Source organism: Pantoea sp. GbtcB22, from assembly GCF_019091025.1.
In the GTDB taxonomy this organism is placed as follows: Bacteria; Pseudomonadota; Gammaproteobacteria; order Enterobacterales; family Enterobacteriaceae; genus Pantoea; species Pantoea leporis.
On sequence record NZ_JAGXKB010000001.1, the window covers coordinates 658,545 to 681,724 of the forward strand.

Sequence of the window (23,180 nt, forward strand, 5' to 3'; positions counted from 1 at the left end):
GTTGTTATACCAGTCTTGTGCTGTGCCAGGACACCTGATCGGTGACCGTATGATAAGGCGGACGTTGCAGCGCATACGCCATGGTCATGGCATCGAGCATGGTCCAGAGAATATCGAGTTTAAACTGCAGGATCTCCAGCATGCGGTTCTGCTGTTCGGCGCGGGTAAACACCTCAAGCGCCAGCGCCAGCCCATGCTCCACATCGCGGTTCGCCTGGCTCAAACGGCTGCGGAAGTAGAAATAGCCTTCCTCTTTGATCCACGGATAGTGCTGCGGCCAGCTGTCGAGACGCGACTGATGAATCTGCGGCGCAAACAGCTCGGTGAGCGAGCTACAGGCCGCTTCCTGCCAGTTAGCACGGCGCGCGAAGTTCACGTAGGCGTCCACCGCAAAACGCACGCCCGGCAGCACCAGCTTCTCTGACAGCAACACGTCACGTTCCAGCCCCACCGCCTCACCCAACTGCAGCCAGGCTTCAATCCCACCTTCGTGACCGTTGCTGCCGTCGTGATCGAGGATGCGCTGTACCCATTTACGCCGCGTCGCCGCGTCCGGACAATTCGCCATGATCGCCGCATCTTTCAGCGGAATGTTGGTCTGATAATAGAAGCGGTTCGCCACCCAGCCCTGAATCTGCTCGCGCGTCGCCTCGCCATTGTGCATGGCAATGTGATACGGGTGATGAATGTGGTAGAACGCGCCTTTATCGCGCAGCGCCTGCTCAAACGCGGCGGGCGACAATGCTTCAGTGATGATCACGATGCAAACTCCTGCAGATGAATCGCCATGCCATCCCAACTCACTTCAATGCCCTGCTGCGTCAAATAGGCGCGCTGCGGCGATTGCTCATTAAGGATCGGATTGGTGTTGTTAATGTGAATCAAAATCTTGCGTTTGGCCGGCAGCGCAGCCAGCAACGCCATTAAACCTTGTTCTTCGGCCAGCGCTAAGTGGCCCATGGCTTTGCCGGTATTTTTGCCAACGCCGGTGGCGAGCAGCTCGTCGTCCTGCCACACCGTGCCATCAATCAACAGGCAATCGGCTTTTTGCAGCCACGGCATGATCACCGCATCCGGCTCGCCGAGTCCCGGCGCGTAGAGCAGCGTTTGGCCGTTGGCGGTGTTTTCAATGAACAGCGCCACGTTGTGGCCCGGCAGCGGGCGATCGCGATACGGCGAATACGGCGGCGCATTGCTGAGAATCGGAATCGCGGTGAACTGCAAACTGTGGCAGACATCGACGCGGAACGGCTCCAGCGGCGTTAACGCATGATGCTGCAAGCCGCCATTCCAGTGCTGCAACATGGTGAAAATTGGGAAACCGCTGGTGAGATCGCCATGCACTTCCGGCGTGCACCACACCTGATGCGGACAGCCTTCGCGCAGGCTCAACAAGCCAGTGGTGTGATCGATTTGGCTGTCGGTGAGAATGATGCTGCCAATCGCCGTGCCGCGCAGCACACCCTTTTTGATCAGTTCTGGCGTGTGGGCAATTTGCTGGCTGATGTCCGGCGAGGCGTTGCACAGCACCCAATCTTCACCGTTGTCGCTGACAATGATCGAAGATTGGGTGCGCGCCTGCGCCTGAATGCTGCCGTTGCGCAGGCCGCTGCAATTGGCGCAGTTACAGTTCCACTGCGGGAAGCCGCCGCCCGCCGCTGAACCGAGGACTTTAATAAACATGAACGTTGACCAAAGAGAGAAAACAAAATGCCCGCACGAACGGCGGGCAGAAGTCTTAGCGGTTGGAGATGTACAGAGTCACTTCCAGGCCCAGACGCAGGTCAATAAACGCAGGTTTTTTCCACATAATGGTCTTCCTCATAAAACAAAAACGCAGAGAGATCTCTGCTGAAGAGGATTGCGGCTGTGACTTAGATCACATCGCAATCCGTACGCGCGCAGATGTTGCGCCAATGTAGCGAGCAGATCAACCCTGATTCGGTAAGGGAATGGTGCTAATCCTGCCAAATTTGTTGCAACACGCGCTGCCAGTTGCCCCATGCGAGCTGCTCAAGTGCTGTTTGATCGTAGTCGAACGAACGCAACAACGCATAAAGATGCGGTAATCCGCTCACGTCTTTCAGCGCCTCAGGCACGCTGATGCCATCAAAATCGGAGCCCAGCGCCACATGATCGCGGCCCATTATCGCGATCAGGTGCTCAACATGTTTAACAATTTCGATCAATGCGGTGTCGCTGTCGCGTTTTCCGTCGCTGCGCAGAAAAGCGTTGCCAAAATTCACGCCCACCACGCCGCCGCTGTCGCGGATGGCGCGCAGCTGATCGTCGGTGAGATTACGCGGCTGCGCGCAGAGCGCGTGCGCATTGGAGTGCGTCGCCACCAGCGGCGCGGTTGACAGGCGCGCGGTGTCCCAGAAGGCTTTCTCGTTCATGTGCGACATATCGATCAGCATGCGATGGCGATTGGCAGCGGCGATCAGCTGCTCACCTTGTTCGGTCAAGCCTGGCCCGCTGTCCGGTGAGTTGGGGAATGATCCGCTGACGCCTTCGCCAAAGCGATTGGGCAGATTCCAGAACGGCCCGATGCTGCGCACGCCCGCCTGGTAAAACGCATCAAGCGCTTCACCCTCGCCATCAAACCCGTCTGCGCCCTCAATATGCGCCACCAGCGCCAGCACGCCGTCAGCGCGACAGGCGGCAATATCAGCGCTGTTAAGGCATAACCGCGCCCGCCCATCAGATTGCGCCGCCAGCGTTTTCAGGATGTCGAGTTGCTGCCAGAGAATCGACAGTGGATCGAGATTTTCCTCCGCTCGCTGCGGCGCGACCTCTTTGACATAGCGCGCTGGCGGCACAAACATCGCGAACAGCCCACCGGCAAAACCGCCCTGCTGCATGCGCGGAAAATCGAGGTGGCCCTTTTCGATGCCGTGAAAAAAGGCCTGCGCCGGATCATCGCGATGATGCAGCCACAGATTGAGAAGCAGGTCGTTATGACCGTCGAAGGTTTTTAGCAACATGAGGGGTTCTTTGACGAAACAACATGGCGCCATGCTACGCGCGCGCTGCTGTTTCGCCAAATGCGGGCGCACAAAGGGTTAGTTCTGCGCAACCTTTAAGCCGTGATAAAAAGTCGGTTTCACATCAAGATGCTGCTGGATCAAACCGTATTTCTGGTAGAAATCGGCGGTCTCCTGCTGCTGGCCGATGGTAGCATCATCAATGCTCTGCCAGTGCGATTTGCGACGTGAGAAGGATTTCGCCGCCGCCTCTTTCGGGAAGCCGATGATTTTTGCCAGCGTGGTCGAGTACTCATCGACATGGCTGTTAGCCCAGCGATCGGCGGCGGCTAAGCGATTGACGTAATCCTGCAGCGCCGCGCGTTTGGCTTCATCGTTTAGCGCGGCGTCGGTGGCGGCGAGGAAGCTGTTGCCGCTGGACAGGCCAACGCCGTTCACCAGCACGCGTCCGGTGTGGGTCACTTCCGCCAGCGCGGTATAAGGATCCCACGTTGACCAGGCATCCACCGAGCCATTTGCCAGCGCGATGCGCGCATCCGCCGGCGTTAAGAAGCGCCAGTTAACCTCTTTATCGCTGACGCCCGCTTGCTCCAGCGCTTTGAGCGCCTCAAAGTGACCAATCGATCCGCGTCCGGTAGCGATGCTTTTGCCCTTTAACTCAGCAACGGTTTTGATGGGTGAATCCGGGCTGACCAGCACCGCCAATCCTTCGGGCACCGATTTGCTCACCGCCACCGCTTTCACCTGCGAACCGGCCGCCAGCGAGAACAGCAGCGGCGCATCGCCGATAATACCGGCATCCACCGCACCGGCATTTAGCGCTTCCGCCAGCGGTGCCGCCGCCGGGAACTCGGCCCATTCGATTTTATAATTGAGGTTGTTCAACTGCTGCGCCGCTTCCATTTCGGCGTGCATATTTCCCTTTTGATCGGCAATGCGCAGCGTCACGGTTTCTGCCGTCGCCGCGCCGCTGGCTGTCACGATTAATAGTGCCAAAGCTGCTCTTTTCATTGTGTTTTATCCCATCGCGCAAAACCCCAGCCTAACCCACGCGCGCCAAATGACCGATGCCGATTTCGCATGAGATATGCCGCGTGGCGCATAAAGACTGTGCATGCAATCACCGCAATTATCGTAGCCGCGCAATTTATTGCGCAATGTCGTGAGGCGCGCGGTGTCGCATGAAAAATGCGCGATTAATCGCGCCGCTACAGAGTGTGCGCGCAAGAGTCTGAACCCGGTTGTCACTTTTGCGCGAGTGGTTGTCAGCAATGCGCGAGCCGCACCGCGCGATGCTGGGCGAGACTGAACGCCACATTACAAGGAGATCGTTATGCTCACGCAACCCGCTACAAAATACCGCCCGTTTCCGGTTATCGACTTACCCGATCGTCAGTGGCCCTCGTGCCAGCTGACGCAGGCACCGCGCTGGGTCTCTACCGACTTACGCGACGGCAATCAGGCGCTGGCGACACCGATGGACAGCGCGCGCAAGCTGGAGTTCTGGCAACTGCTGCTGCGCTGTGGCTTTAAGGAGATTGAGGTGGCGTTTCCGGCGGCATCGCAGACCGATTTTGATTTTGTCCGTTTGCTGATTGAGCAGAAGCACATTCCAGACGATGTGGCGATTCAGGTGTTGACCCAGGCGCGCAGCGATCTGATTGATCGCACTTTCGACGCGCTGCGTGGCGCGCCGAACGCCATTATTCATCTCTACAACGCCACCGCGCCGCTGTTCCGCGAGCGCGTATTCCGCCAGAGCAAAGCCGAAATTATCGAACTGGCCTGCGCCGGTGCGCGTCAAATTCGCGCCCGTTGCGAAGCGCAAAAGGATACCGCGTGGACCTTCGAGTATTCGCCAGAAACCTTCTGCTTTACCGAACCGGAGTTTGCGCTGGAGATTTGCGAAGCGGTGGCGGCGATTTGGCAGCCGGGCCCGGCGCGTCCGATGATCATCAACCTGCCCGCGACCGTCGAAGTGAACACGCCGAACGTCTATGCCGATCAGATTGAGGTTTTCTGTCGCCACTTCAGCCAGCGATCGCAGGTCGCGATCAGCGTGCATCCGCATAACGATCGCGGTACCGGCATCGCCTGCGCCGAGCTTGCGCTGCTGGCGGGTGCCGATCGCGTGGAAGGCTGTTTGTTTGGCAACGGCGAGCGCACCGGCAACGTCGATATCGTCACGCTGGCGCTCAATCTCTACACTCAGGGCATCGCGCCGCAGCTCGATTTCAGCGATATCCAGCAGGTGCTGGAAGTGGTGACGCGCTGCAACCAGCTGCCAGTGCATCCGCGTCATCCGTATGCCGGTGAACTGGTGTTTACCGCCTTCTCCGGTTCGCATCAGGATGCGATTCGTAAAGGCTTTGCCGCCCGTGCTGAGCGTGAAGAAGCAATCTGGCAGATGCCGTATCTGCCGCTCGATCCGCTGGATATCGGCTGCAGCTACGAAGCGGTGATTCGCGTTAACAGTCAATCGGGTAAAGGCGGCGCCGCCTGGCTGCTGGAGCAGAATCACGGTCTGCAACTGCCGCGCGGCTTGCAGCAGGATTTCAGCCGTCTGGTGCAACAGCAAACCGACCAGCACGGTCAGGAGATGACCCATCACGCGCTGTGGCAGTTGTTTTGTCAGCATTACGGCTTAACGCAGCCCGTGCGTTGTTTGCTGGAAGCGGAAAGTCACAGCGACGATAAAGGCGAAACGCGCCTCAAGGCGCGGCTGCAACAGGGCGCGCAGCAGTTGATGCTGGAAGGTAAAGGCAACGGCTTGCTCTCAGCCGCCGTTGCCGCGCTGCGTCAGCGCTATGACGTAATCATCACCATTGAGGATTATCACGAACACACGCTGGGCAAACGCAGCGACAGTCGTTCGGTGACCTACATCAGTTGCATTAATGCACGCGGGGAACGCGCATGGGGCGTAGGCATTGATAATGATGTGGCGCGCGCTTCACTGCAGGCGCTGCTCAACGCAGCGCACGCTTTTCTGCCGCAGGAAAGTAGTTCGCTGGCGTGACGCCGAGCACGCGGCGAAACATCGCGCTGAAGGCGCTCGGGCTGTCATAACCGAGATCGAGCGCCACCGTCAGCACGCTATCGCCCTGCGCTAAGCGGGTTAACGCCACGCTCAGTCGCGCGCGGCGCACCCAGTCGCTGAATTGTAACCCGGTTTCGCGACTGAAATGGCGCGCCAGCGTGCGTTCGGCCACGCAGAGTTGCGTAGCCGCGCGGGCCAGCGTCCAGTTTTCGCCGGGCGCTTGCTGGATCTGCTGGCACAAACTCAGCAGCCGCTCGCTTTCCGGCAGCGGCAGACCAAACGGCAGCACGTCCATCACGCGGATCTCATCGAGGATCAGCTCGTAAATCCGCTCGGCGCGGCTGCCGGGAACGTACTGCTCCGGCAGCGCCAGCGCGCTGACAATCAACTCACGCAGCAGCGGCGAAATCTGCACCACCTGACAACTGGCGGGCAGATCGGCGCGCGCCAGCGGATCCACAAACAGCGTGCGTGCGGCCACCGCGCCAACAATGTGCAGTGCGTGACGCGTCCCCGCCGGCAGCCAGACGCCGCGACTCGGCGGCACAATCCAGCTGCCGTGCTGCGTTTCCACTTTCACCACGCCGCTCAGCGTGTGGATCAGCTGGGCGCAAGCGTGGTGATGCCACGGCTCCGCGTCGCCATGCGCATAATCGTGCGCATAGGGCACCAGCGGACGATAGGCGAAGTCGAAGTTGAGCCGCGCACTCATGTTAGCGTTTCAGATATTGATAAACCGCCGCCAGATCCTGCTCGCCGTAACCGGCATCTACCGCTTGCTGCCAGACATCCACAATGTTTTCCAGCGCCGGCAGTTTGCTATCGCCCGCCGCATCCAGCGCCAGTTTGGCGTCTTTCAGCGCCCACACCAGATGCATCTGCGGCGTGAAATCGCCGCTGGCAATCATGCCAAGTTTCATTTTGGCGTACGGTGCCGCCAGCGGACCGCCATCCAGCACTTTCCACAGATCGTCGGTGCTGAAACCAAACTCTTCCGCCAGACGCGTGCTTTCCGCCAGGCTCTGCATCAGACCAATCAGCCAGCTATTCACCACCAGCTTCATGCGCGAACTGGCGCCCGCCTCGCCCAGCCATTGCGTGCCTTTACCGATCGCGGCGAACACCTGCTCGGCGGCCTGCGCGTTGCTCTGATCGCCGCTGGCCATCACCAGGATTTGCGCATTCTCTGCTGGCGCTTTAGTGCCGGAAACCGGTGCATCGATAAACACCACGTCCGGACGCGTGCTTTTGAATTCCGCGATCAGTTGATCGGTGGCGGCCACGCCGATGGTGCCCATCTGGCAAATTGTCGCACCCTGCTTGAGCGCGGAGCTGGCGTCGTTCAGCGCCTGACGCGTGGTATCGCCGTCGGCCAGCATGGCGATCACCACATCCGCGCCACTCACCGCTTGCGCAGCGCTGTCGGCCAGCGTGATACCTGCATCCAGCAGATCTTCGCCTTTGGCACGCGTGCGGTTCCAGCCGCGCACCGTGAAGCCTTTTTTCAACAGGTTAGCGGCAAACGCATGCCCCATCGCGCCCAATCCCAGTACCGCGACCACAGGTTGTTGACTCATCATTCCCTCTCTTTTGTGCCTAAAGACAAAACCGCCAGACTGACAGAATTTCCCTGTCGCAGCCAGCCAGAGATGCGATGAAAAAACATTTTCAACACCGCAATGATGAATAATCCGTCATACTATTCACGCTTTTCAAACAAATGATAAAACGATTAACATACGCGCCATTAATGTTCCATTCGGTACATTCCACGCCCTTTTTACGGTCTTTCATAATGAAAATAGCTTTACTGCGACAGGCTTCGCTGCTGATGCTGCCTGCGATGTTACCGGTCTCGGCGCTGGCGGCAAACGCGGCCAGCAACACCATGGTGGTGAGCGCGGCGCCGTCCGCATCCGGACTGTCTGAACTGGATACGCCAGCGGCAGTTAGTGTGGTGTCCGGCGACGATATGCGCCACGCGGCACCGCGCGTCAATTTGTCAGAAAACCTCAGCAGCGTGCCGGGTTTACAGATACAAAATCGTCAAAATTATGCCCAGGATCTGCAGATTTCGGTGCGCGGTTTTGGTTCGCGTTCCACCTTTGGCCTGCGCGGCATTCGTATGTACGTCGACGGGATCCCCGCCACCATGCCCGATGGCCAGGGACAAACTTCCAACATCGATATCGGCTCCATCGATCACATCGACGTGCTGCGCGGCCCCTTCTCGGCGCTGTACGGCAACTCGTCGGGCGGCGTGATTAACGTTGAAACCGAAACCGGACAGCAACCCACCACGCTGGAAGCCAGCAGCTGGTACGGCAGTTACGGCAGCTGGCGCAACAGCGTTAAAGCCAGCGGTGCAACCGGCGACGGTACGCAAGCCGGCGACGTCAACTACACGGTTTCCGCCTCGCGTTTTACCACGCACGGCTTCCGCGATCACAGCTCGGCGCAGAAAAACCTCGGCAACGCCAAACTCGGCGTCCGCATCGACGATGTCAGCACCCTGACGCTGCTGTTCAACAGCGTGCACGTTGAAGCGCAGGACCCGGGCGGTTTGACCGCTGAGCAGTGGAAAAATAATCCACGCCAGGTCGCCAGCAACGTGAGCTTGTACGACGCGCGTAAAACCGTCGATCAGACGCAAGCAGGCCTGCACTATCAGCGCCAGATGAGTGAGAACGATGACCTGAGCGTGATGATGTACGCGGGTGAACGTGAAACCACGCAGTATCAATCCATTCCTAAAAGCGCACAGCAAGGTCTTGGAAATGCTGGCGGCGTGATAGCGCTATCACGTCATTATCAAGGTATTGACACTCGCTGGACGCACCGTGACGCACTATTTACCATTCCAGTGACATTCACCGGCGGGCTCGACTACGAAACCATGACCGAGAAACGCAAAGGTTATCAGAACTATAGCGGCGAGGAATTGGGTGTACAGGGCGAGATGCGTCGTAATGAACGCAATCTGATGTGGAACCTCGATCCTTATCTGCAAACCGCGTGGCAGCTGACCGATAAACTGTCGCTGGATGCCGGCGTGCGTTTTAGTACGGTGAATTTCGACTCCAATGACTATTACGTTACTTCTACCGATTTGGATGATAGTGGCAATCGCCGCTACCATCGCTGGTTGCCTGCCGCTGCGTTGAATTACGCGATTGATAACAGTTGGAACACCTACGTTTCTGCAGGTCGCGGCTTCGAAACACCGACATTGAATGAGTTGTCGTATCGCGCTAAAGGCCAGGCTGGTCTCAATTTAGGCCTGCAACCTGCAACTAGCGAGACGGTTGAGTTGGGCAGCAAAAAACGTATCGGCAATGGCCTGCTAACTGCTGCGGTATTTCAGACCGATACTAAAAACGAAATTGTTTCAAATGGCAGTTTTGAAGGACGAACAACATACAAAAACGCCGGTGAAACCCGCCGTCGTGGATTGGAGCTGGGCCTCGACCAGCAATTCGGCGAGAGCTGGCGCTTCAAAGCCGCATGGACCTTGCTGGATGCCCGCTACCGCTCTAACGCCTGCGGCACCGAAAGCTGCGACGGCAACCGCATTCCCGGCATTGCGCGTAACATGGCTTACGCCGGACTGGCTTACGCGCCCGATCAAGGCTGGTATGCCGGAACCGATGTGCGCTACCTGAGCGATATCGCGGCGGATGATGAAAACGATGTGAAAGCGCCGTCTTACACCGTGGTCGGCGTGAACAGCGGTTATAAGTGGCTGGTGCACAACTGGACGTTGGATCTGTTTGGCCGCGTCGATAACCTGTTTGATCGCAACTACATCGGTTCGGTGATCGTGAATGAAAGCAACGGTCGCTATTACGAACCGGCGCCGGGCCGCAATTACAGCGTGGGCCTGACGGTGAGTTATGCGTTTCAGTAAATAAACGCGTTGGATAGATTATGTAAAAGCCCTGCAAGCCGCTTGCGGGGCTTTTTATTGGTTAAATATTGTCCAGCACGGCATCTTACTTTATAGTTATGTAGCAACATCTCTACATATCATGGAGGTCGTGATGACAGTGACGAGAATCAGCAGTCGAGCTTTTAATCAGGAGGTATCCCGGGCCAAGAAAGCCGCCGAGGAAGGCCCGGTTTATATTACTGACCGTGGCAATCCTGCACATGTTTTACTGACATTTGAAGCGTATAAAAAACTCACGGGTTCAAACCGAAGCATCGTAGATTCACTCGCCATGCCGGACGGCGTAGATATCGATTTTGAGCCAGAACGTGCGACCATAATCAACAGGGATGTGGAGTTCTAATGCGCTATTTGCTGGATACCAATGTTATTTCAGAATTACGTAAGGCAGGGACGCCTAAAGCCAATCCTCAGGTGATTGCCTGGGCTAAAAGCATTGATGCTGAAGAGATGTTTATTTCAGCATTGACGCTGATGGAAATTGAAAAAGGTATCCTTAAGTTCGCCCGTAAAGACCCTCAGCAAGCCCATCATTTACAGCGCTGGTATCAAGAGCAGGTTCTGACAGAATTTGTTTGGCGCACACTTTCAATTGATAGCAGCGTGGCCCGCCTTTGCGCTCAGCTGCATATTCCTGATGAACGCCCACATACCGATGCGCTGATCGCGGCGACAGCGATTCATCACGAGCTGATTCTGGTCACGCGTAACGTACGGGATTTTGATACCACTGGCGTGATGTTGCTGAATCCGTGGCAGGAACTGTAGGCTCGCCATTCATGGCGACCTGCAAGCCAGGTGCGCATGAATGCGCACCCTATGATGATCCTTACTTCAACAACGCCAGCACTTCATCGGTGGTGCCGGTTTCGCCCAGGCGCGGGAAAATGCGCTCGACGCTGTTTTTATGCGTTTCGGCATTCAGGCAGGTCATGGCGTCGGTTGCCAAGGTGACGTTGTAACCCAGCTCATACGCCTGACGCGCCGTGGATTCCACGCCGATGCTGGTGGCGATGCCGCAAATCACCACTTGTGTGATGCCACGCTGCTGCAGCTGCTCGTGCAGATCCGTATTATGGAAAGCGCCCCAGGTTTTTTTGGTAACGATGATGTCGCCGCGCTGCTGCGCCAGGTCCGGCACCAACGTCGCCCAATCGGCTGGCAAATCGCCAGCGTGTTTCGGCTGCTCATTACGGCCAGGCGCGCCGCCCGCAACGTTGACCAGCACCACCGGGCGCTTTTGCCCGCGGAATGCATCGGCCAGACGCGCTGAGCGCTCAATCACTTCATGCGCCTCTAACGGTGCGACCGGCAGCGCAACAATGCCGTTTTGCAGGTCAATCACAATCAGCGCGGTGTTGTCGTCAAGGGTAGTTAAAGCCATGTTGAGTCCTCTCAGGATTATTGGTCGGCAAGTCGTTGCAGTAAGGGAAGCGCGGCCAGCAGCGTGTGCTGTTCCTGCGGGCTCAGTTGCGTTGCGATGCTGTTGAGCAGCCAGTCATCACGTTGTGCGCGGTTGGCAGCAATCAGTTTCAGGCAGGCATCGGTGGGTTGATAGCGGGTTTTGCGGCCATCCAGCGGATCGGCTGCGCCCTGCACCATACCCAGCGTCTGCAGGCTCGCCACGGTGGCACCCATCGACTGCGTGCGCACCCCTTCCAGCGTAGCCAATTCTGTTACCGTCATCGCGCCATCGCGCACCAGATAGCCAAGTACCGACACCTGCGGCCAGGTAAGATCGCCCGGCGGCGCCGATTCACGCAGGCGACGCGCCAGTTTGCCATTGATGCTGCGCAGTAACGCCGCCGCGCAGTTGAGGTCGCTCATGGCACCTTCTCCTTACTGATGAGCCGCGAGTATATAAATACGAAGGCAAACTGGGTAGTTTACCTTCGTATCAATTTGTAATTGTGCCGGATTGTTAGGTAGTCGCCATGCATGGCGATCCTAGGCGCGCTGCAGATAATGAATCAAACTGTGTAAACGCAGCGGCGTGCTGAGAGGATTGCGGTAGCTGTGCGGCGTGTCGGCGGCGAACTGGCTGGCCTGGCCCGAAAGCAAGCGACGCCATGTGCCTTCCACGCCCAGCAACAATTCGCCTTCCAGCACCACAACCTGCTCAATCACCCCGCTTTCATGCGCTGATGAATCACTCTGCGCGCCACCCGCCAGCGTCACTTCCAGCAGATCAAAATGCAGTCTGGCATCGTACGGCAGCAGCGGCTTGACCTGCATCTGCGCGTTGGGCTCGCTGAAGGTCGCCACGCTGCCCGGCGGTTGATCGCTGCCCTGCACAAAGAAGGAAAACGGCACGTTAAAGCCAGTGGCAATTTTCCACAGCGTCGCCACCGTGGGGCTCGATTCACCGCGCTCGATTTGGCCGAGCATCGCTTTGCTCACGCCGGTGCGATCCGCTGCCAGCGTCAGGCTCCAGCCGTTGGCCTGACGCAGCTGTTTCAGCGCCAGACTCAAATGTTGATGCAAATTTTCCATGTGTTCTCCCGAAAAGCTCGCGCGCAGTGTAGCACTTGTGCGCTATAACGCTCCATGCCACAATGTGCGTTATAACGCACAATCGGATGTGACCTGATGACCACCGCCACCACACGCAGTGCCTTCTCTTTTCCGATGCTGATTTCGGGTTTTATCGCCGTACTGGTGGGCTACAGCAGCACGGCAGCGCTGATTTTCCAGGCGGCGCAGGCGGCGGGCGCTTCGCCGGCGCAGATTGGCGGCTGGCTGTCGATGCTCGGCGTAGGTATGGGGTTGGCCTCGCTCGGCTTATCGCTATGGACACGCATGCCGATCCTCGCGGCCTGGTCGACGCCTGGCGCGGCGCTGCTCGCCACCAGCGTGCAGGGTTTGACGCTGAATGAAGTGGTGGGCGTGTTTGTCGCCACCAACCTGTTAATTGTGTTGTGCGGCGTCACCGGTCTGTTCGCCCGCCTGATGAATCACATTCCGCAATCGCTGGCGGCCGCGATGTTGGCCGGGATTCTGCTGAAATTTGGCATCGGCACCTTTAGCGGTTTGCAGAGCAATTTCGCGCTGTGCGGCAGCATGTGTCTGGTGTGGTTGTTGAGCCGCCGCTGGCTGCCGCGCTACGCCATCATTCTGGCGTTGATCGCGGGCGTGCTGGTGGCGCTCGGCCAGCAATCGATCCACTTTCCGCCGCATGCGCTGGCGATCAGTCGGCCGGAATTCATCATGCCGCAGTTTACTCTGGCGGCGCTGATTGGCGTGGGTTTGCCCTATTTTCTCGTCACCATGGCGTCGCAAAATGCGCCCGGCATCGCCACCTTGCAGGCGCACGGCTATCAGCCGCCGGTATCTGCGCTCACCGGCTGGACCGGCTTTATCGCTTTAGTGCTGTCGCCATTTGGCGGGTTTTCGGTGTGTATCGCTGCGATTACCGCTGCTATCTGTATGGGCGACGATGTCGATCCGAATCCGGCGCGCCGCTGGATGGCATCGGCATTGGCGGGCGTGTTCTATCTGCTGACCGGATTTACCGGCGGATTGATTGCCATCATGCTGAGCGCCTTGCCGCCGGTGTTGATTGCCACGCTGGCGGGCCTCGCGCTGCTGGCTACGCTGTCCGGCAGTTTGCAGCGCGCCTTAGCCGAACCGGATCAGCGCGACAGCGCCATCGTGGCGTTTCTGATCACCGCCAGCGGTGTTTCGCTGCTCGGCATCGGCTCCGCCTTTTGGGGTTTGCTCGGCGGCATGCTGACCTATGTGATCCTTTCCCCGCGCAGCCGCGCTTAAAATTTCAGCAATCTTCTCCGCACGCGGGAAAAACGCCCTGTTTTTCCCCCTTTATCAGCCGTTTGATTTCGCTGCATTTGGCTTAAGATCACTATCATCGCCAAAAACACACACTGTTCTGCCTCAGACAACCACCGATAAGGGCCCAACGAGTGGCAAAAACTTTTCTGCGCAGCGGCAATCTGGACACGGTACTGGCACTGGGTGAAAACGGCCAGCCGGTCTGGACGTCCGCGCTGCAAATCCGTGAAACCCTGCGCCTGCGCCGCCAAACCACACTGGCCAATTGCCTCGCGATCCCGCAGGTCAACGAGCGCGGTGACCGCCTCGATTGGTACGCCCCGTTTACTGGCAAAGTAAAATCCTGGCTGGGTGCCAGCGATCACGAGCGCCGTCAGGCGCTGGAACTGCTGACGCTAAACCAGCAGGATCTGCAGGCGCTGAGCCTGCGTGCACGCGATGCGGAGAATCCGGCGATGCGCTTGTTTGGTGCGTTGCTGAGCAAAACGTTGCAGTTCCCGGATCAGCAGTACGTTTATCTGGTGGATGGCAAACCGGTGATCACCTTCTGGGGCTTTGTTGATCCGCAGGCGCGTTCGCGTGATGACGCGCTGGCCTGCCTGCGCGATTCGCTGGAAGATGCGCTGCCGCCGCTGCTGCCAGAACCGCCAGCACCTGCTCCGCTGATGGTTGCGCCGGTAATTGCGCCGCTGATCGAGGTGCCGCCTGCTGCTGCTCAACCGCTGATCGAGCCGGAACCTGAAGCCGAAGAACCGGCGGTTGAGGACATTGCTGAGCCCGCGCCTGAATCGCTCCCCGAACCTGTCGCGCCGCCACGTCGCGCCTTTACCGTGCGTCCGCTGATGCTGCTGTTGCCGGTTGCGGCGCTGGTGGCTGCGGGCGTCGCCTACTGGCTGCACAGCGCGCCGCAACCGGCTGCGATTAGCGTTGCGGATGTGCCGGTGCCGGTGAGTAAGCCGCCTGCCGTGATGGTTAAAGCGGAAAAACTCGCCACCACGCTGCCACAAACCGCCGCCACCGTCGTTGCCGCCGCGCCGGTTGCCACACCTGTCGCGCCGCCTGAGGTGGTGGCTGAACACACCGAACCGGCCAAAGCCGATGATTTGGTGATGACCACCGAAGATGCGCGCGTTGGATCGGTGAAATTTATTAACGGCACCTGGCGCGTCACGTTGCGTCAAACCAATCTGCCGACCGGCAAACCGCCAAGCCTGCGCTATCAAATCCGCAACGGCAAAGGCACCGCCACCATTACCCAGGGCGACAACATCCGCTGTAAAGCCGATGTCACCGCCGCGATGACCAGCGCCGGCAGCATGGAAGTGCGCAGCCGCTATACTGCGACCTGCAGCGATAAATCGCGTTACCGCATGCCGGAACTGGTGTGTAAAGCCGGTGATGGCATCGCCAGCTGTACTGCGCAATACGGCGCAGATCAGGTCTTCCCGTTGACGATTAAGCGTGAGAGTAAGTAAACATGTTGGCTCCCCTCATCGATGACAAACAGAAAATCACGCTGATTGAAGATAGCGGTGTGCAGTTTCTTGATTTTGGTTTGCGTTTACCTGCGTTGCAGGCACGTCGCCAGTTCGTGCGGCAAACCGCCAACGGCCCGCTGCTGCGTCTCAACGTCGACGGTAACAGCGGCAAGTTCCTGCTCTATCCGGAAGATGGCGGCGCGGCGGAAGTGGTGCGTCCGGAAACGGATATCGCGCTGGCCGATTCTCTGAAGCTGCTGGCCCATCAATGGCTGCCGCTGCCGGTGCTGCGCTGCACCAGCGGACGTCGTTTTATCGGCGGCCCGGACAACTGGGCACGTCTGCATCTGGCGCCGCTGACGCAACCCGACGCGGCAGGCAACACCCATCGCATCACCCTCGCCTTTGATACGCGCATTGTGTCTGAGCAGGATGGCGGCGAGCAGCACGGTTTAAGCAAAGCCGATGCGCAGAACGGCGTCAGTTTCGCCCTCGCCTGGCACAACTACGAGCTGGGTGAATTCCTCGACCATACATGGGTTGATGGCTGGCTGCGTGAAACCTTTAGTCAGCAGGTGCATGCGCTGGAATCACGCCGTGAGCAGGAGCTGAACCAGGCGCTGCGTGAATTCGAATATCAGGCGCACTATCTTAACTTGCTGGAACTGCTAGGCGAGCAGCTCGATCTGGCGGAAATCTATATTCAGGCAACTTCGCTGCAAACCCCGGCGGTCAACGTCGATATCATTCTCGACGTCGGCAACTCGCATACCTGCGGCATTCTGGTGGAAGATCACGCCGAAGAGAGCAGCGGCCTGCGTCAAACCTACGAGCTGCAGCTGCGCGATCTCTCCGAGCCGCATCAGGTTTACAACGAGCTGTTCGACAGCCGTCTGGAGTTTGCTGAAACCCGTTTCGGCAAGGCCAACTTCTCGCTGGAGAGCGGCCGGGAAAACGCTTTTATGTGGCCGTCGCTGACGCGCGTAGGCCGGGAAGCCAGCCGTCTGGCGTTGCTGCGTGCCGGCACCGAAGGCAGCACCGGGTTATCCAGCCCGCGCCGCTACTTGTGGGATGAAGCGCGCTATCAGCCAGGCTGGCGCTTCAACGCCAACGGCAGCAGCGATGAGCCACAGGCGACTGCGCTGCCGTTCACTTTACTGATCAATGACGAAGGCCAGCCGCTGCACGCGCTGGCGGAAGACGATCGTCTGCCGGTGTTCTCCGCCAGCTACAGCCGCAGTTCGCTGATGACCTTTATGCTGTGCGAACTGCTGGCGCAGGCGATGATGCAGATGAACAGCGTGGCGCAGCGCCAGCGCATGCCGCAAAGCCAGGCGCCGCGCCAGCTGCGTCATGTGATCCTGACGCTACCGTCAGCGATGCCGAAGCCGGAGCGTGAGATTTTCCGTCGCCGCATGCAGGAAGCCATCGCGCTGGTATGGAAAGCCGAGGGCTGGCATCCGGCCGAAGAGGAATTTACCGCCGCCAGCCAGGCAAACAGTCTGCGTCCGGTACCGGATGTGCAGATGGAGTGGGACGAAGCCACCTGTGGTCAAATGGTGTGGCTATTCAACGAAACCCAGGTCAACTTTGCCGGCCGCGCAGAAGATTTCTTCAGCAGCATGGCGCGCCCGGATCGTCCGCGTGAAGTTGACGAGCTGCCGGGTAAAAGCCTGCGCATCGCTTCGATTGATATCGGCGGCGGCACCACCGATTTAGCCATTACCCAATATCGCCTCGATGACGGCCAGGGCAACAATGTCAAAATCACCCCGCGCTTACTGTTCCGCGAAGGCTTCAAAGTCGCCGGTGACGATATTCTGCTGGACGTGATTCAGCTGTGGATTCTGCCAGCGTTGCAGCAGAGCTTGCAGAAAGCCGGTTTGCAGCTGGCCGAACCGTTGATGAACAAGCTGTTTGGTCACGACAGCCGCATGGACGGACAAGCCACGCTGCGTCAGCAAGTGACGCTGCAGCTGTTTATTCCGCTGGCGCAGGCGGTGCTGGAGCAGTATGAAAATTGGGATCCGCTCGACAGCCATAGCGAGATCAACGCGCTGTTCGGCGAGCTGGTGCCGCAAAAACCGGCCAGCAGCGTGCTGGCGTTTGTGAATGGCGAAATTCAGCGCACGCTCGGCGGCGACAGCCGATTCGATCTGCTCGAAGTGCCGCTGGTGGTCAGCATGGCGCAGTTGCACGGCGAGTTCCTGCAACACCGTATGGCGATAATTCCGGCGCTGCGCGCGATGTGTGAAGTGGTGTCGCTGTATCAGTGTGATGTGCTGCTGCTCACCGGTCGTCCATCACGCTTCCCCGGCATTCAGGCGCTGGTGCGCCATCTGCAACCGCTGCCGGGCAGCCGTATTTTGTCGCTGGAAGGCTATCACACCAGCGACTGGTATCCGTTCAACAAGCAGGGCCGCATTGATAACCCGAAATCCACCGCCGCAGTCGGCGCGATGCTGTGCCTGCTGGCGCTCGATCTGCGCCTCAGCAGCTTCTGGTTCCGCGCCGGTGATTTCGAACCGTACTCCACCATTCGCTATCTCGGCGTGCTGGATGAGACCTCGGCGCTCAGCGACGATAATCTGTGTTACAGCGAGATCGATCTCGACAGCAGCAGCTTCGCGCTGGATCGCAAAAGCAGCTTCCGCATTCGCGGCAACGTTTGCCTCGGCTTCCGCCAGTTGGAGAACGATCGCTGGCCGGCCTCGCCGCTGTATAGCCTGAGCATTGTGGACCCGACGCTGGCGCGTCAGGTTGCCGGCGAAAGCGTACTGCGCATTAAGCTGGCGGTGCAGCCCGGCCCGTATAATCTCGGCCCGGAGCGTTTGGTGCTGAGCGATGCGCGCATGGATGACGGCACGCGCGTGCCGCTGGAGCAGCTGAGTCTGAAACTGAACACGCTTTCTGCCACCGGCAACGCGAATGCGCAATATTGGATCGACAGCGGGAGCGTCTGCAAACGATGAGAACTGCCAAAAAAGCCTCGCCGGTTACGCCCGCGAAACGTCTTAGCCTGATGCAGGAAACGCTGGATGGCGCGCTGAACTGGGTGGAAACCCATCAGCCGCACGCGCCGCGTCTGGCGATGGAAGCTGAAACGCTGACGCTGCAGCTGCGCCGCGCGCGCGTGGAGAGCCATGCATTGGCGCGCCAGCTGGCGCGTCCGGTGACGCTGGCGCTGTTTGGCCAGTCGCAGGCGGGCAAAGCCTGGCTGCTGAGTGAGATGGTCGGTGATGCCCAGGGCCAGTTAATCGCGCGCCTTGGCGATAAAACCCTGAATTATTTCCAGAACATCAATCCCGGCAATCTCGATTTCGCCATCGCCACCCGCTTCAGCCACCAGCGTGAAACGCAATCCAACGCCTGGCCGCTGGAGATGACGCTGCTAAGCGAAGTGGAACTGATTCGTTTGATGCTGGCCTGTGCCAACACCGAGCTGCAGCCGGACACGGCGCAGATCGATGCCGCGTTGCAGCGTTTGCAGCGCCACCGTCAGGATGAAGCACAGCCTGGCCTCGACAGCGATGCGCTGATCACGCTATGGGCGTGGAGCCGTCGTCACCATCGTCATGCCGAGATTCTCGATCGTCACTTCTGGCCGCAGGCGGTAGCGCTGGCGCCGTGGCTCAACGTGGACGACCGCGTGCAGCTGTTTGCCCTGCTGTGGCCGGGACAGAACGCCCTGAACGAAAGCCTGCGCAGCCTGATGCATTTGCGCCACCAGCTGCGCCATGCACCGCGCGTGTTAGCGCCGCTCAGCGTGCTGGTGGACGATGCCGCGCTGCCAGCAGAAAAACTGATTGGCAATGATGCCGACTGGCAGGAGATGATCGAAGTGTGTCCGATCGTCGCCAATCGCGTGGGGAAAGCGCAGCATGTACCGCTGGGATTGCTGTCGCTGCTGACGATGGAGATCACCTTGCCGCTCAGCTCCACGCCGCGTCAGGCGCTGTACGATGATGCAGATATGCTGGAGCTACCTGCACCGGGCACGCCAGCCGATCGCGCGCAACAGGATGAACTGGCCCAGCTGCGCAAACGCGATCCGCTGCGCGCCACACTGCTGGAACAGAAACGCGCACTGCTGCCGGGCCTGTACGCCGCGCGTCAGGGCATTGATCTCATGCTGATCTGTACCGCTGCCAGCCAGCGTCACGACACCGATGTCGCCGCCAGCGCGCTGCGCGAGTGGCACATACACCAAACCATCGCTGCCAGCGGTGAGAAGCCGCGTCTGATTTGGGCGATCACGCCGCATGACGCGCGCTATCAGCAGCAGCAGATTAATGTTGACGAAGCGGTACAACGCCAGATTGGTCAGCCGGGACAGAGTTGGGGATCGATGCTGGCGCTGGATCGCGCGGGCGTCGATCGCATGGGCAGTTGGTTGCAGGATGAGATGCAGCCGGAAGCGCGCCGTGAGCGTTTAGCGTTGCAGCTCAGCGCGCTACAGCACAAGCTGGTGGAACGTTTGCAGCCGTGGACCGAATCCAGCGCCACGCCAGAACAGGCAGCTCGCAAGCAGGCGATTTCCGATACGCTGCTGAAATGCTTGCAACATCGCACCGGTTTGCACGGCGAACTATTGGAGCGTTTGCAGCCGTCGCGTGAAGCGGTGCGTCAGCTGTGGCTGAGCCAGAGCAGCAGCCATCACATTCAGCACAGCGCCAAAACGGCGGCCGCTGAGCAGAGCTATTTCGGCATCGGCTTCGAGTTCGATCTGTTTAAAGATGAGCCGGTAGCTGCCGCTGAGCCGCGCAGTTCGGGCGGGCAACGCGATCAGCAGTTCCCGCAGCAGGTGTTTGCGCTGTGGCTGGAGCACTTGCGTCAGTTGCCGGAGAGCCGCAGCCTGCTGGCGCTGCTCAACGTCGATAAGCCGACGCTGGAGATGCTGGTGGAAGAGTTAATAACCGCTAGCTTCCGTCTCAAGGTGCTGAGCAAACTGCAAAGCGCGCTTAACGAGCCGGATGCGCAGGCCAGCGCCCATGAAGCGCGTACCGATCGTCAGGTTTCACGCGCCATGACGGTGCTGGGGGATTTTGTGGCGTGGCTGGGCTTTTTACAGCGCCCGGAGAGCGAACGTCCTGAAAGCCGCGTCAATCGCGGTCAGACGATTTTCGCCCGTCCGCCTGCACCGAGCGTCAGCTTCTCGCCGGGACAACGTTTGACGCGCTTGTCTGCCGCGCCCGCCAATCATACCGCTTACTACATTTATGACTGGCTGGTGGGGTTGAATTCGGTGATCGTTGAGAACAATGGCTACACCGGCGGCGGCGATTTGCCCGCGAATGCCCGCCAGATGCTGGCGATTTTGCTGTTACCGCTGCACGCGTAATTTATTCTCCACGCACCAGGCGCAGCTCGCCTTCTAACTGCTGCTGCGCCTCTTTCAGTAACGCCAGCACCGGCGCGAATTCGGCACTCTCGCTGGCGTCATCGGCATGCGCTAAATAGAAGGTGGCCGGCAGCGCCATGCCGCCGGTCAGCCAATCCCACAGCGCATCAAGATTGTTACCGAAATCCACTGGGCAGGCACTCTGCTGCACCAGCGCGCGGTAAAACGCCTGGCGATCTGACAAGTTTTCAAAGTCAAAATGGAGCGTCAACATGGTTAAGGCACCTGTTTGAAGCTGCGATAGTGATCGGTGGTGAGGAAAATCAATCCATCATTTGAGTAAAGCAGACGATCGGCATCGCGGTGGCCGCAATCGTAATTCACGTCAGCTTCATACCATTGCCTGCCCGCCTGCATCGGCAGCCTTCTTTCGCGGTTGCTAAAGCGATCGCCACCAATCGCGCGGCCCGGCAACACTTCACACAAGTTGCCCTTGCTGGGATTCCAGCCCTGACGACGCGCTTCATTTTTGGTGAGATAGAGATCGGGTAATGTGTGATGCTGCTGCAGCCAACGCGCCACGGTGTTGGCATCGGTGAGCTGCGAAATATCGGGGTGGCTGGTGGCCCATTTATCGGACAAACGCGGTTTTAGCCCGAGCCACAACGCGGCCAGGATCAGAATTAAGGCAATCCAGAGTTTTTTTGACATGGTGGCATCCTGAAAAACAGGACGACGATAATAACAGATTTAGGGCAGGTAAAAACGCGGGCCAGCAAAGCTGGCCCTGGCGGGGTTTACTGCATCGCGCTGGCGGATGGCGCGGCGTGACGACGCCATGCTCCCGGCGCTACGCCATACTGGCGTTTAAAGCTGCGGTTAAACGACTGCTGCGAGTCGAAACCGAGTGAAATCGCCACGTTAAGAATAGGTTCATTGCTGGTGGTCAAGCGATCCGCTGACTTCTTCAGCTTCTTCTCACGAATGTATTCGCCCAGAGGCAAACCCGTGTGCTCTTTGAACATACGCTGCAGGTGCCATTTCGAATAACCGGCGCGCCCCGCTACGGTATCCAGATCCAGACGCGTTTCAATATTGTTGTCAATCCAGTCGATCAAATCGTGAATAAATGCGGTGGTCATCATCTCGTTTTCTCCGGTCGCCGTTGCGAACAGTATCAGTATCAGTTGCAATTACACTTTAAGGTTGAACGACTATGCCAGTTAATGCAAGTTTTATTATTGCATTAAATGCCGCACTGCGCGTAGGGGCTTTGATCCTTCTGCAACGTAATGATCAAAACCGCACATAAAGTGTATCAGATATTCTTGCAGATGCAGTTTGAGCAAGCCTACACTCGTGGCGTTTTAATGCAATCATAAAAGTTGCAGATTTTTCGTACGTCTCCTTTCATTTTCACCAAAGCGGAATAACAACAATGCATCTGCAAACGTACAGGGTTCAATGGGCGGTAAGCCTGTCAGGAGTGATGTTGCTGGGAAGCCTGCTGGCCGGTTGCGATCGCGGTGTGGCGCAAAACGCCCCGCCGCCACCGCCCGAAGTAAGTGTCGCGCAGGTGGTAGAGCAGAAAGTCAGCCAATGGGATAGCTTCAATGGCCGTTTCGAAGCGGTGCAGAGCGTGCAGCTGCGGCCGCGCGTTTCGGGCTATATCGATCAGGTTAATTATCGCGAAGGCGATGAGGTGAAAAAAGGTCAGGTGCTGTTCACCATTGACGATCGCACCTACCGCGCCACGCTCGAGCAGGCGCAGGCCGAACTCGCCAACGCGCGCAGCCAGGCTACGCTGGCCCGCAGTGAATCGGCGCGTACCGATAAACTGATCGGCACCAATGTCGTGTCACGGGAAGAGTGGGAACAGCGTCGCTCTGCGGCTAATCAGGCGCAGGCCAGCGTGCTGTCAGCACAGGCGGCGGTGGATATGGCGCAGCTGAATCTTGATTTCACCCGCGTTACCGCGCCGATTGAAGGTCGCGCCAGCCGCGCGATGATCACCACCGGCAACTTAGTGACCGCCGGTGACAGCGCCAGCGTGCTGACCACGTTGGTATCGCAGGATCGTATGTACGTCTACTTCGACGTCGATGAAGCCACCTATCTGCATTATCAGGCGATGGCGCGTAAAGGCGAAAATCGCGGGTCGCTGCCGGTAGAAGTAGCGCTGACCGGCGAAGAGGGTTTTCCGCATCGCGGCACCGTGGATTTCCTCGATAACCAGCTGACCGCCAGCACCGGCACCATCCGCATGCGCGCATCGCTGGATAATCAGCAGCGTCAGTTCACACCGGGCCTGTTTGCGCGCGTGCGCTTGCCGGGCCGCGCCGACTTCACCGCCCTGTTGATTGATGATAAAGCCGTGCTCACCGATCAGGATCGTAAGTACGTTTACGTGGTCGATGCGCAAGGTAAAGCCCAGCGCCGCGATATTCAGGCCGGCGAGTTAGCCGATGGTCTGCGTATTGTGCAGCAAGGCCTGAAGCCCGGCGACAAGGTGATCGTTAACGGCTTGCAGAAAGTCTTTATGCCTGGCATGCCGGTGAACGCCCAACCGGTGGCGATGCGCTCCGCTCAATAACCTTCG

Annotated in this window: 22 protein-coding genes; 9 read left to right on the plus strand and 13 right to left on the minus strand. The window is 58.7% G+C overall.

Going from position 1 to position 23,180, the window contains the following annotated elements; translation table 11 throughout:
* Window positions 1–4: 4 nt before the first annotated feature.
* From pqqC to KVT28_RS03070, 5 genes are all read right to left on the minus strand, one after another.
* Window positions 5–760: a pyrroloquinoline-quinone synthase PqqC gene (pqqC, locus tag KVT28_RS03050; protein WP_101764483.1), complete on the minus strand. Its 756-nt coding sequence runs from the start codon at window positions 758–760 to the stop codon at window positions 5–7.
* Window positions 757–1,683, minus strand: a complete 927-nt coding sequence (gene pqqB, locus KVT28_RS03055; protein WP_061720123.1) for a pyrroloquinoline quinone biosynthesis protein PqqB — start codon at window positions 1,681–1,683, stop codon at window positions 757–759. The genes pqqC and pqqB overlap by 4 nt, the downstream gene beginning before the upstream one ends.
* A gap of 55 nt (window positions 1,684–1,738) precedes the next feature.
* Entirely contained in the window at window positions 1,739–1,810 is a 72-nt protein-coding gene (gene pqqA / locus KVT28_RS03060) for a pyrroloquinoline quinone precursor peptide PqqA (RefSeq protein ID WP_002905689.1), read from the minus strand.
* A gap of 148 nt (window positions 1,811–1,958) precedes the next feature.
* Window positions 1,959–2,984, minus strand: a complete 1,026-nt coding sequence (locus tag KVT28_RS03065; RefSeq protein WP_217546733.1) for a dipeptidase — start codon at window positions 2,982–2,984, stop codon at window positions 1,959–1,961.
* A 78-nt stretch (window positions 2,985–3,062) separates the two neighbouring features.
* Window positions 3,063–3,995 (minus strand): ABC transporter substrate-binding protein, encoded by a 933-nt coding sequence (locus KVT28_RS03070; protein WP_217546735.1) that lies wholly within the window; start codon window positions 3,993–3,995, stop codon window positions 3,063–3,065.
* Window positions 3,996–4,317: 322 nt separating this feature from the next.
* Here KVT28_RS03070 and leuA point away from each other — a divergent pair, with 322 nt between their 5' ends.
* Window positions 4,318–6,003 (plus strand): 2-isopropylmalate synthase, encoded by a 1,686-nt coding sequence (leuA, locus tag KVT28_RS03075; RefSeq protein WP_217546737.1) that lies wholly within the window; start codon window positions 4,318–4,320, stop codon window positions 6,001–6,003.
* Here the strand turns inward: leuA and KVT28_RS03080 are convergent.
* A complete protein-coding gene (locus tag KVT28_RS03080; RefSeq protein ID WP_101764486.1) occupies window positions 5,954–6,736 on the minus strand; it encodes a helix-turn-helix transcriptional regulator in 783 nt (260 codons plus the stop codon). The two genes, leuA and KVT28_RS03080, sit on opposite strands and share 50 nt — an antisense overlap.
* Before the next feature lies 1 nt (window position 6,737).
* Window positions 6,738–7,715 carry an NAD(P)-dependent oxidoreductase gene (locus KVT28_RS03085; protein WP_368734922.1) on the minus strand — a complete coding sequence of 326 codons (978 nt, stop codon included), beginning with the start codon at window positions 7,713–7,715 and terminating at the stop codon, window positions 6,738–6,740.
* Window positions 7,716–7,819: 104 nt separating this feature from the next.
* Between KVT28_RS03085 and pqqU the strand changes: the two genes are divergently transcribed.
* The 3 genes from pqqU (at window position 7,820) to KVT28_RS03100 (ending at window position 10,741) form a co-directional block, all read left to right on the plus strand.
* A complete protein-coding gene (pqqU, locus tag KVT28_RS03090; protein WP_217546740.1) occupies window positions 7,820–9,931 on the plus strand; it encodes a TonB-dependent receptor PqqU in 2,112 nt (703 codons plus the stop codon).
* Window positions 9,932–10,064: 133 nt separating this feature from the next.
* Window positions 10,065–10,316: a type II toxin-antitoxin system prevent-host-death family antitoxin gene (locus tag KVT28_RS03095; RefSeq protein ID WP_101764487.1), complete on the plus strand. Its 252-nt coding sequence runs from the start codon at window positions 10,065–10,067 to the stop codon at window positions 10,314–10,316.
* On the plus strand, window positions 10,316–10,741 hold the full coding sequence (locus KVT28_RS03100; RefSeq protein ID WP_217546743.1) for a type II toxin-antitoxin system VapC family toxin: 426 nt from the start codon (window positions 10,316–10,318) through the stop codon (window positions 10,739–10,741). Before KVT28_RS03095 ends, KVT28_RS03100 begins: the two co-directional genes overlap by 1 nt.
* A 61-nt stretch (window positions 10,742–10,802) precedes the next feature.
* Here KVT28_RS03100 and KVT28_RS03105 read toward each other — a convergent pair whose 3' ends face one another.
* From KVT28_RS03105 to KVT28_RS03115, 3 genes are all read right to left on the minus strand, one after another.
* Window positions 10,803–11,357, minus strand: a complete 555-nt coding sequence (locus tag KVT28_RS03105; RefSeq protein WP_217546745.1) for an isochorismatase family protein — start codon at window positions 11,355–11,357, stop codon at window positions 10,803–10,805.
* A gap of 17 nt (window positions 11,358–11,374) precedes the next feature.
* Window positions 11,375–11,800 carry a MarR family winged helix-turn-helix transcriptional regulator gene (locus KVT28_RS03110; RefSeq protein ID WP_217546747.1) on the minus strand — a complete coding sequence of 142 codons (426 nt, stop codon included), beginning with the start codon at window positions 11,798–11,800 and terminating at the stop codon, window positions 11,375–11,377.
* Between the two features lie 120 nt (window positions 11,801–11,920).
* Window positions 11,921–12,466, minus strand: a complete 546-nt coding sequence (locus KVT28_RS03115) for a helix-turn-helix domain-containing protein (RefSeq protein ID WP_217546749.1) — start codon at window positions 12,464–12,466, stop codon at window positions 11,921–11,923.
* A gap of 96 nt (window positions 12,467–12,562) precedes the next feature.
* Between KVT28_RS03115 and KVT28_RS03120 the strand changes: the two genes are divergently transcribed.
* The 4 genes from KVT28_RS03120 to KVT28_RS03135 all read left to right on the plus strand — a co-directional run bounded on the left by KVT28_RS03120 (window position 12,563) and on the right by KVT28_RS03135 (window position 20,581).
* Window positions 12,563–13,741 carry a benzoate/H(+) symporter BenE family transporter gene (locus KVT28_RS03120; RefSeq protein ID WP_217546752.1) on the plus strand — a complete coding sequence of 393 codons (1,179 nt, stop codon included), beginning with the start codon at window positions 12,563–12,565 and terminating at the stop codon, window positions 13,739–13,741.
* A 152-nt stretch (window positions 13,742–13,893) separates the two neighbouring features.
* On the plus strand, window positions 13,894–15,237 hold the full coding sequence (locus tag KVT28_RS03125) for an SrfA family protein (protein ID WP_217546754.1): 1,344 nt from the start codon (window positions 13,894–13,896) through the stop codon (window positions 15,235–15,237).
* A 2-nt stretch (window positions 15,238–15,239) separates the two neighbouring features.
* Complete coding sequence (locus tag KVT28_RS03130; RefSeq protein ID WP_217546757.1) at window positions 15,240–18,212, plus strand: virulence factor SrfB; 2,973 nt, start codon at window positions 15,240–15,242, stop codon at window positions 18,210–18,212.
* Entirely contained in the window at window positions 18,209–20,581 is a 2,373-nt protein-coding gene (locus KVT28_RS03135; RefSeq protein ID WP_217546759.1) for a virulence factor SrfC family protein, read from the plus strand. The genes KVT28_RS03130 and KVT28_RS03135 overlap by 4 nt, the downstream gene beginning before the upstream one ends.
* Before the next feature lies 1 nt (window position 20,582).
* Here KVT28_RS03135 and KVT28_RS03140 read toward each other — a convergent pair whose 3' ends face one another.
* The 3 genes from KVT28_RS03140 to KVT28_RS03150 form a co-directional block, all read right to left on the minus strand.
* Window positions 20,583–20,855: a barstar family protein gene (locus KVT28_RS03140; protein WP_217546761.1), complete on the minus strand. Its 273-nt coding sequence runs from the start codon at window positions 20,853–20,855 to the stop codon at window positions 20,583–20,585.
* A 2-nt stretch (window positions 20,856–20,857) separates the two neighbouring features.
* Window positions 20,858–21,292 (minus strand): ribonuclease domain-containing protein, encoded by a 435-nt coding sequence (locus KVT28_RS03145; RefSeq protein WP_137385713.1) that lies wholly within the window; start codon window positions 21,290–21,292, stop codon window positions 20,858–20,860.
* 86 nt (window positions 21,293–21,378) lie between these two features.
* Window positions 21,379–21,726: a helix-turn-helix domain-containing protein gene (locus tag KVT28_RS03150; protein WP_008110158.1), complete on the minus strand. Its 348-nt coding sequence runs from the start codon at window positions 21,724–21,726 to the stop codon at window positions 21,379–21,381.
* Between the two features lie 293 nt (window positions 21,727–22,019).
* On the opposite strand from KVT28_RS03150, the gene KVT28_RS03155 reads away from it, so the two are divergent.
* Window positions 22,020–23,174, plus strand: a complete 1,155-nt coding sequence (locus tag KVT28_RS03155) for an efflux RND transporter periplasmic adaptor subunit (protein WP_101764498.1) — start codon at window positions 22,020–22,022, stop codon at window positions 23,172–23,174.
* The last annotated feature ends 6 nt before the right edge of the window (window positions 23,175–23,180 follow it).

Bases quoted from the DNA above. Each gene is read 5' to 3' on its own strand.
- pqqB (WP_061720123.1), bottom strand. From the start codon at position 1,683: ATGTTTATTAAAGTCCTCGGTTCAGCGGCGGGCGGCGGCTTCCCGCAG.
- KVT28_RS03065 (WP_217546733.1), bottom strand. From the start codon at position 2,984: ATGTTGCTAAAAACCTTCGACGGTCATAACGACCTGCTTCTCAATCTG.
- KVT28_RS03070 (WP_217546735.1), bottom strand. From the start codon at position 3,995: ATGAAAAGAGCAGCTTTGGCACTATTAATCGTGACAGCCAGCGGCGCG.
- leuA (WP_217546737.1), top strand. From the start codon at position 4,318: ATGCTCACGCAACCCGCTACAAAATACCGCCCGTTTCCGGTTATCGAC.
- KVT28_RS03080 (WP_101764486.1), bottom strand. From the start codon at position 6,736: ATGAGTGCGCGGCTCAACTTCGACTTCGCCTATCGTCCGCTGGTGCCC.
- pqqU (WP_217546740.1), top strand. From the start codon at position 7,820: ATGAAAATAGCTTTACTGCGACAGGCTTCGCTGCTGATGCTGCCTGCG.
- KVT28_RS03095 (WP_101764487.1), top strand. From the start codon at position 10,065: ATGACAGTGACGAGAATCAGCAGTCGAGCTTTTAATCAGGAGGTATCC.
- KVT28_RS03100 (WP_217546743.1), top strand. From the start codon at position 10,316: ATGCGCTATTTGCTGGATACCAATGTTATTTCAGAATTACGTAAGGCA.
- KVT28_RS03105 (WP_217546745.1), bottom strand. From the start codon at position 11,357: ATGGCTTTAACTACCCTTGACGACAACACCGCGCTGATTGTGATTGAC.
- KVT28_RS03110 (WP_217546747.1), bottom strand. From the start codon at position 11,800: ATGAGCGACCTCAACTGCGCGGCGGCGTTACTGCGCAGCATCAATGGC.
- KVT28_RS03115 (WP_217546749.1), bottom strand. From the start codon at position 12,466: ATGGAAAATTTGCATCAACATTTGAGTCTGGCGCTGAAACAGCTGCGT.
- KVT28_RS03120 (WP_217546752.1), top strand. From the start codon at position 12,563: ATGACCACCGCCACCACACGCAGTGCCTTCTCTTTTCCGATGCTGATT.
- KVT28_RS03130 (WP_217546757.1), top strand. From the start codon at position 15,240: ATGTTGGCTCCCCTCATCGATGACAAACAGAAAATCACGCTGATTGAA.
- KVT28_RS03135 (WP_217546759.1), top strand. From the start codon at position 18,209: ATGAGAACTGCCAAAAAAGCCTCGCCGGTTACGCCCGCGAAACGTCTT.
- KVT28_RS03140 (WP_217546761.1), bottom strand. From the start codon at position 20,855: ATGTTGACGCTCCATTTTGACTTTGAAAACTTGTCAGATCGCCAGGCG.
- KVT28_RS03145 (WP_137385713.1), bottom strand. From the start codon at position 21,292: ATGTCAAAAAAACTCTGGATTGCCTTAATTCTGATCCTGGCCGCGTTG.
- KVT28_RS03150 (WP_008110158.1), bottom strand. From the start codon at position 21,726: ATGATGACCACCGCATTTATTCACGATTTGATCGACTGGATTGACAAC.
- KVT28_RS03155 (WP_101764498.1), top strand. From the start codon at position 22,020: ATGCATCTGCAAACGTACAGGGTTCAATGGGCGGTAAGCCTGTCAGGA.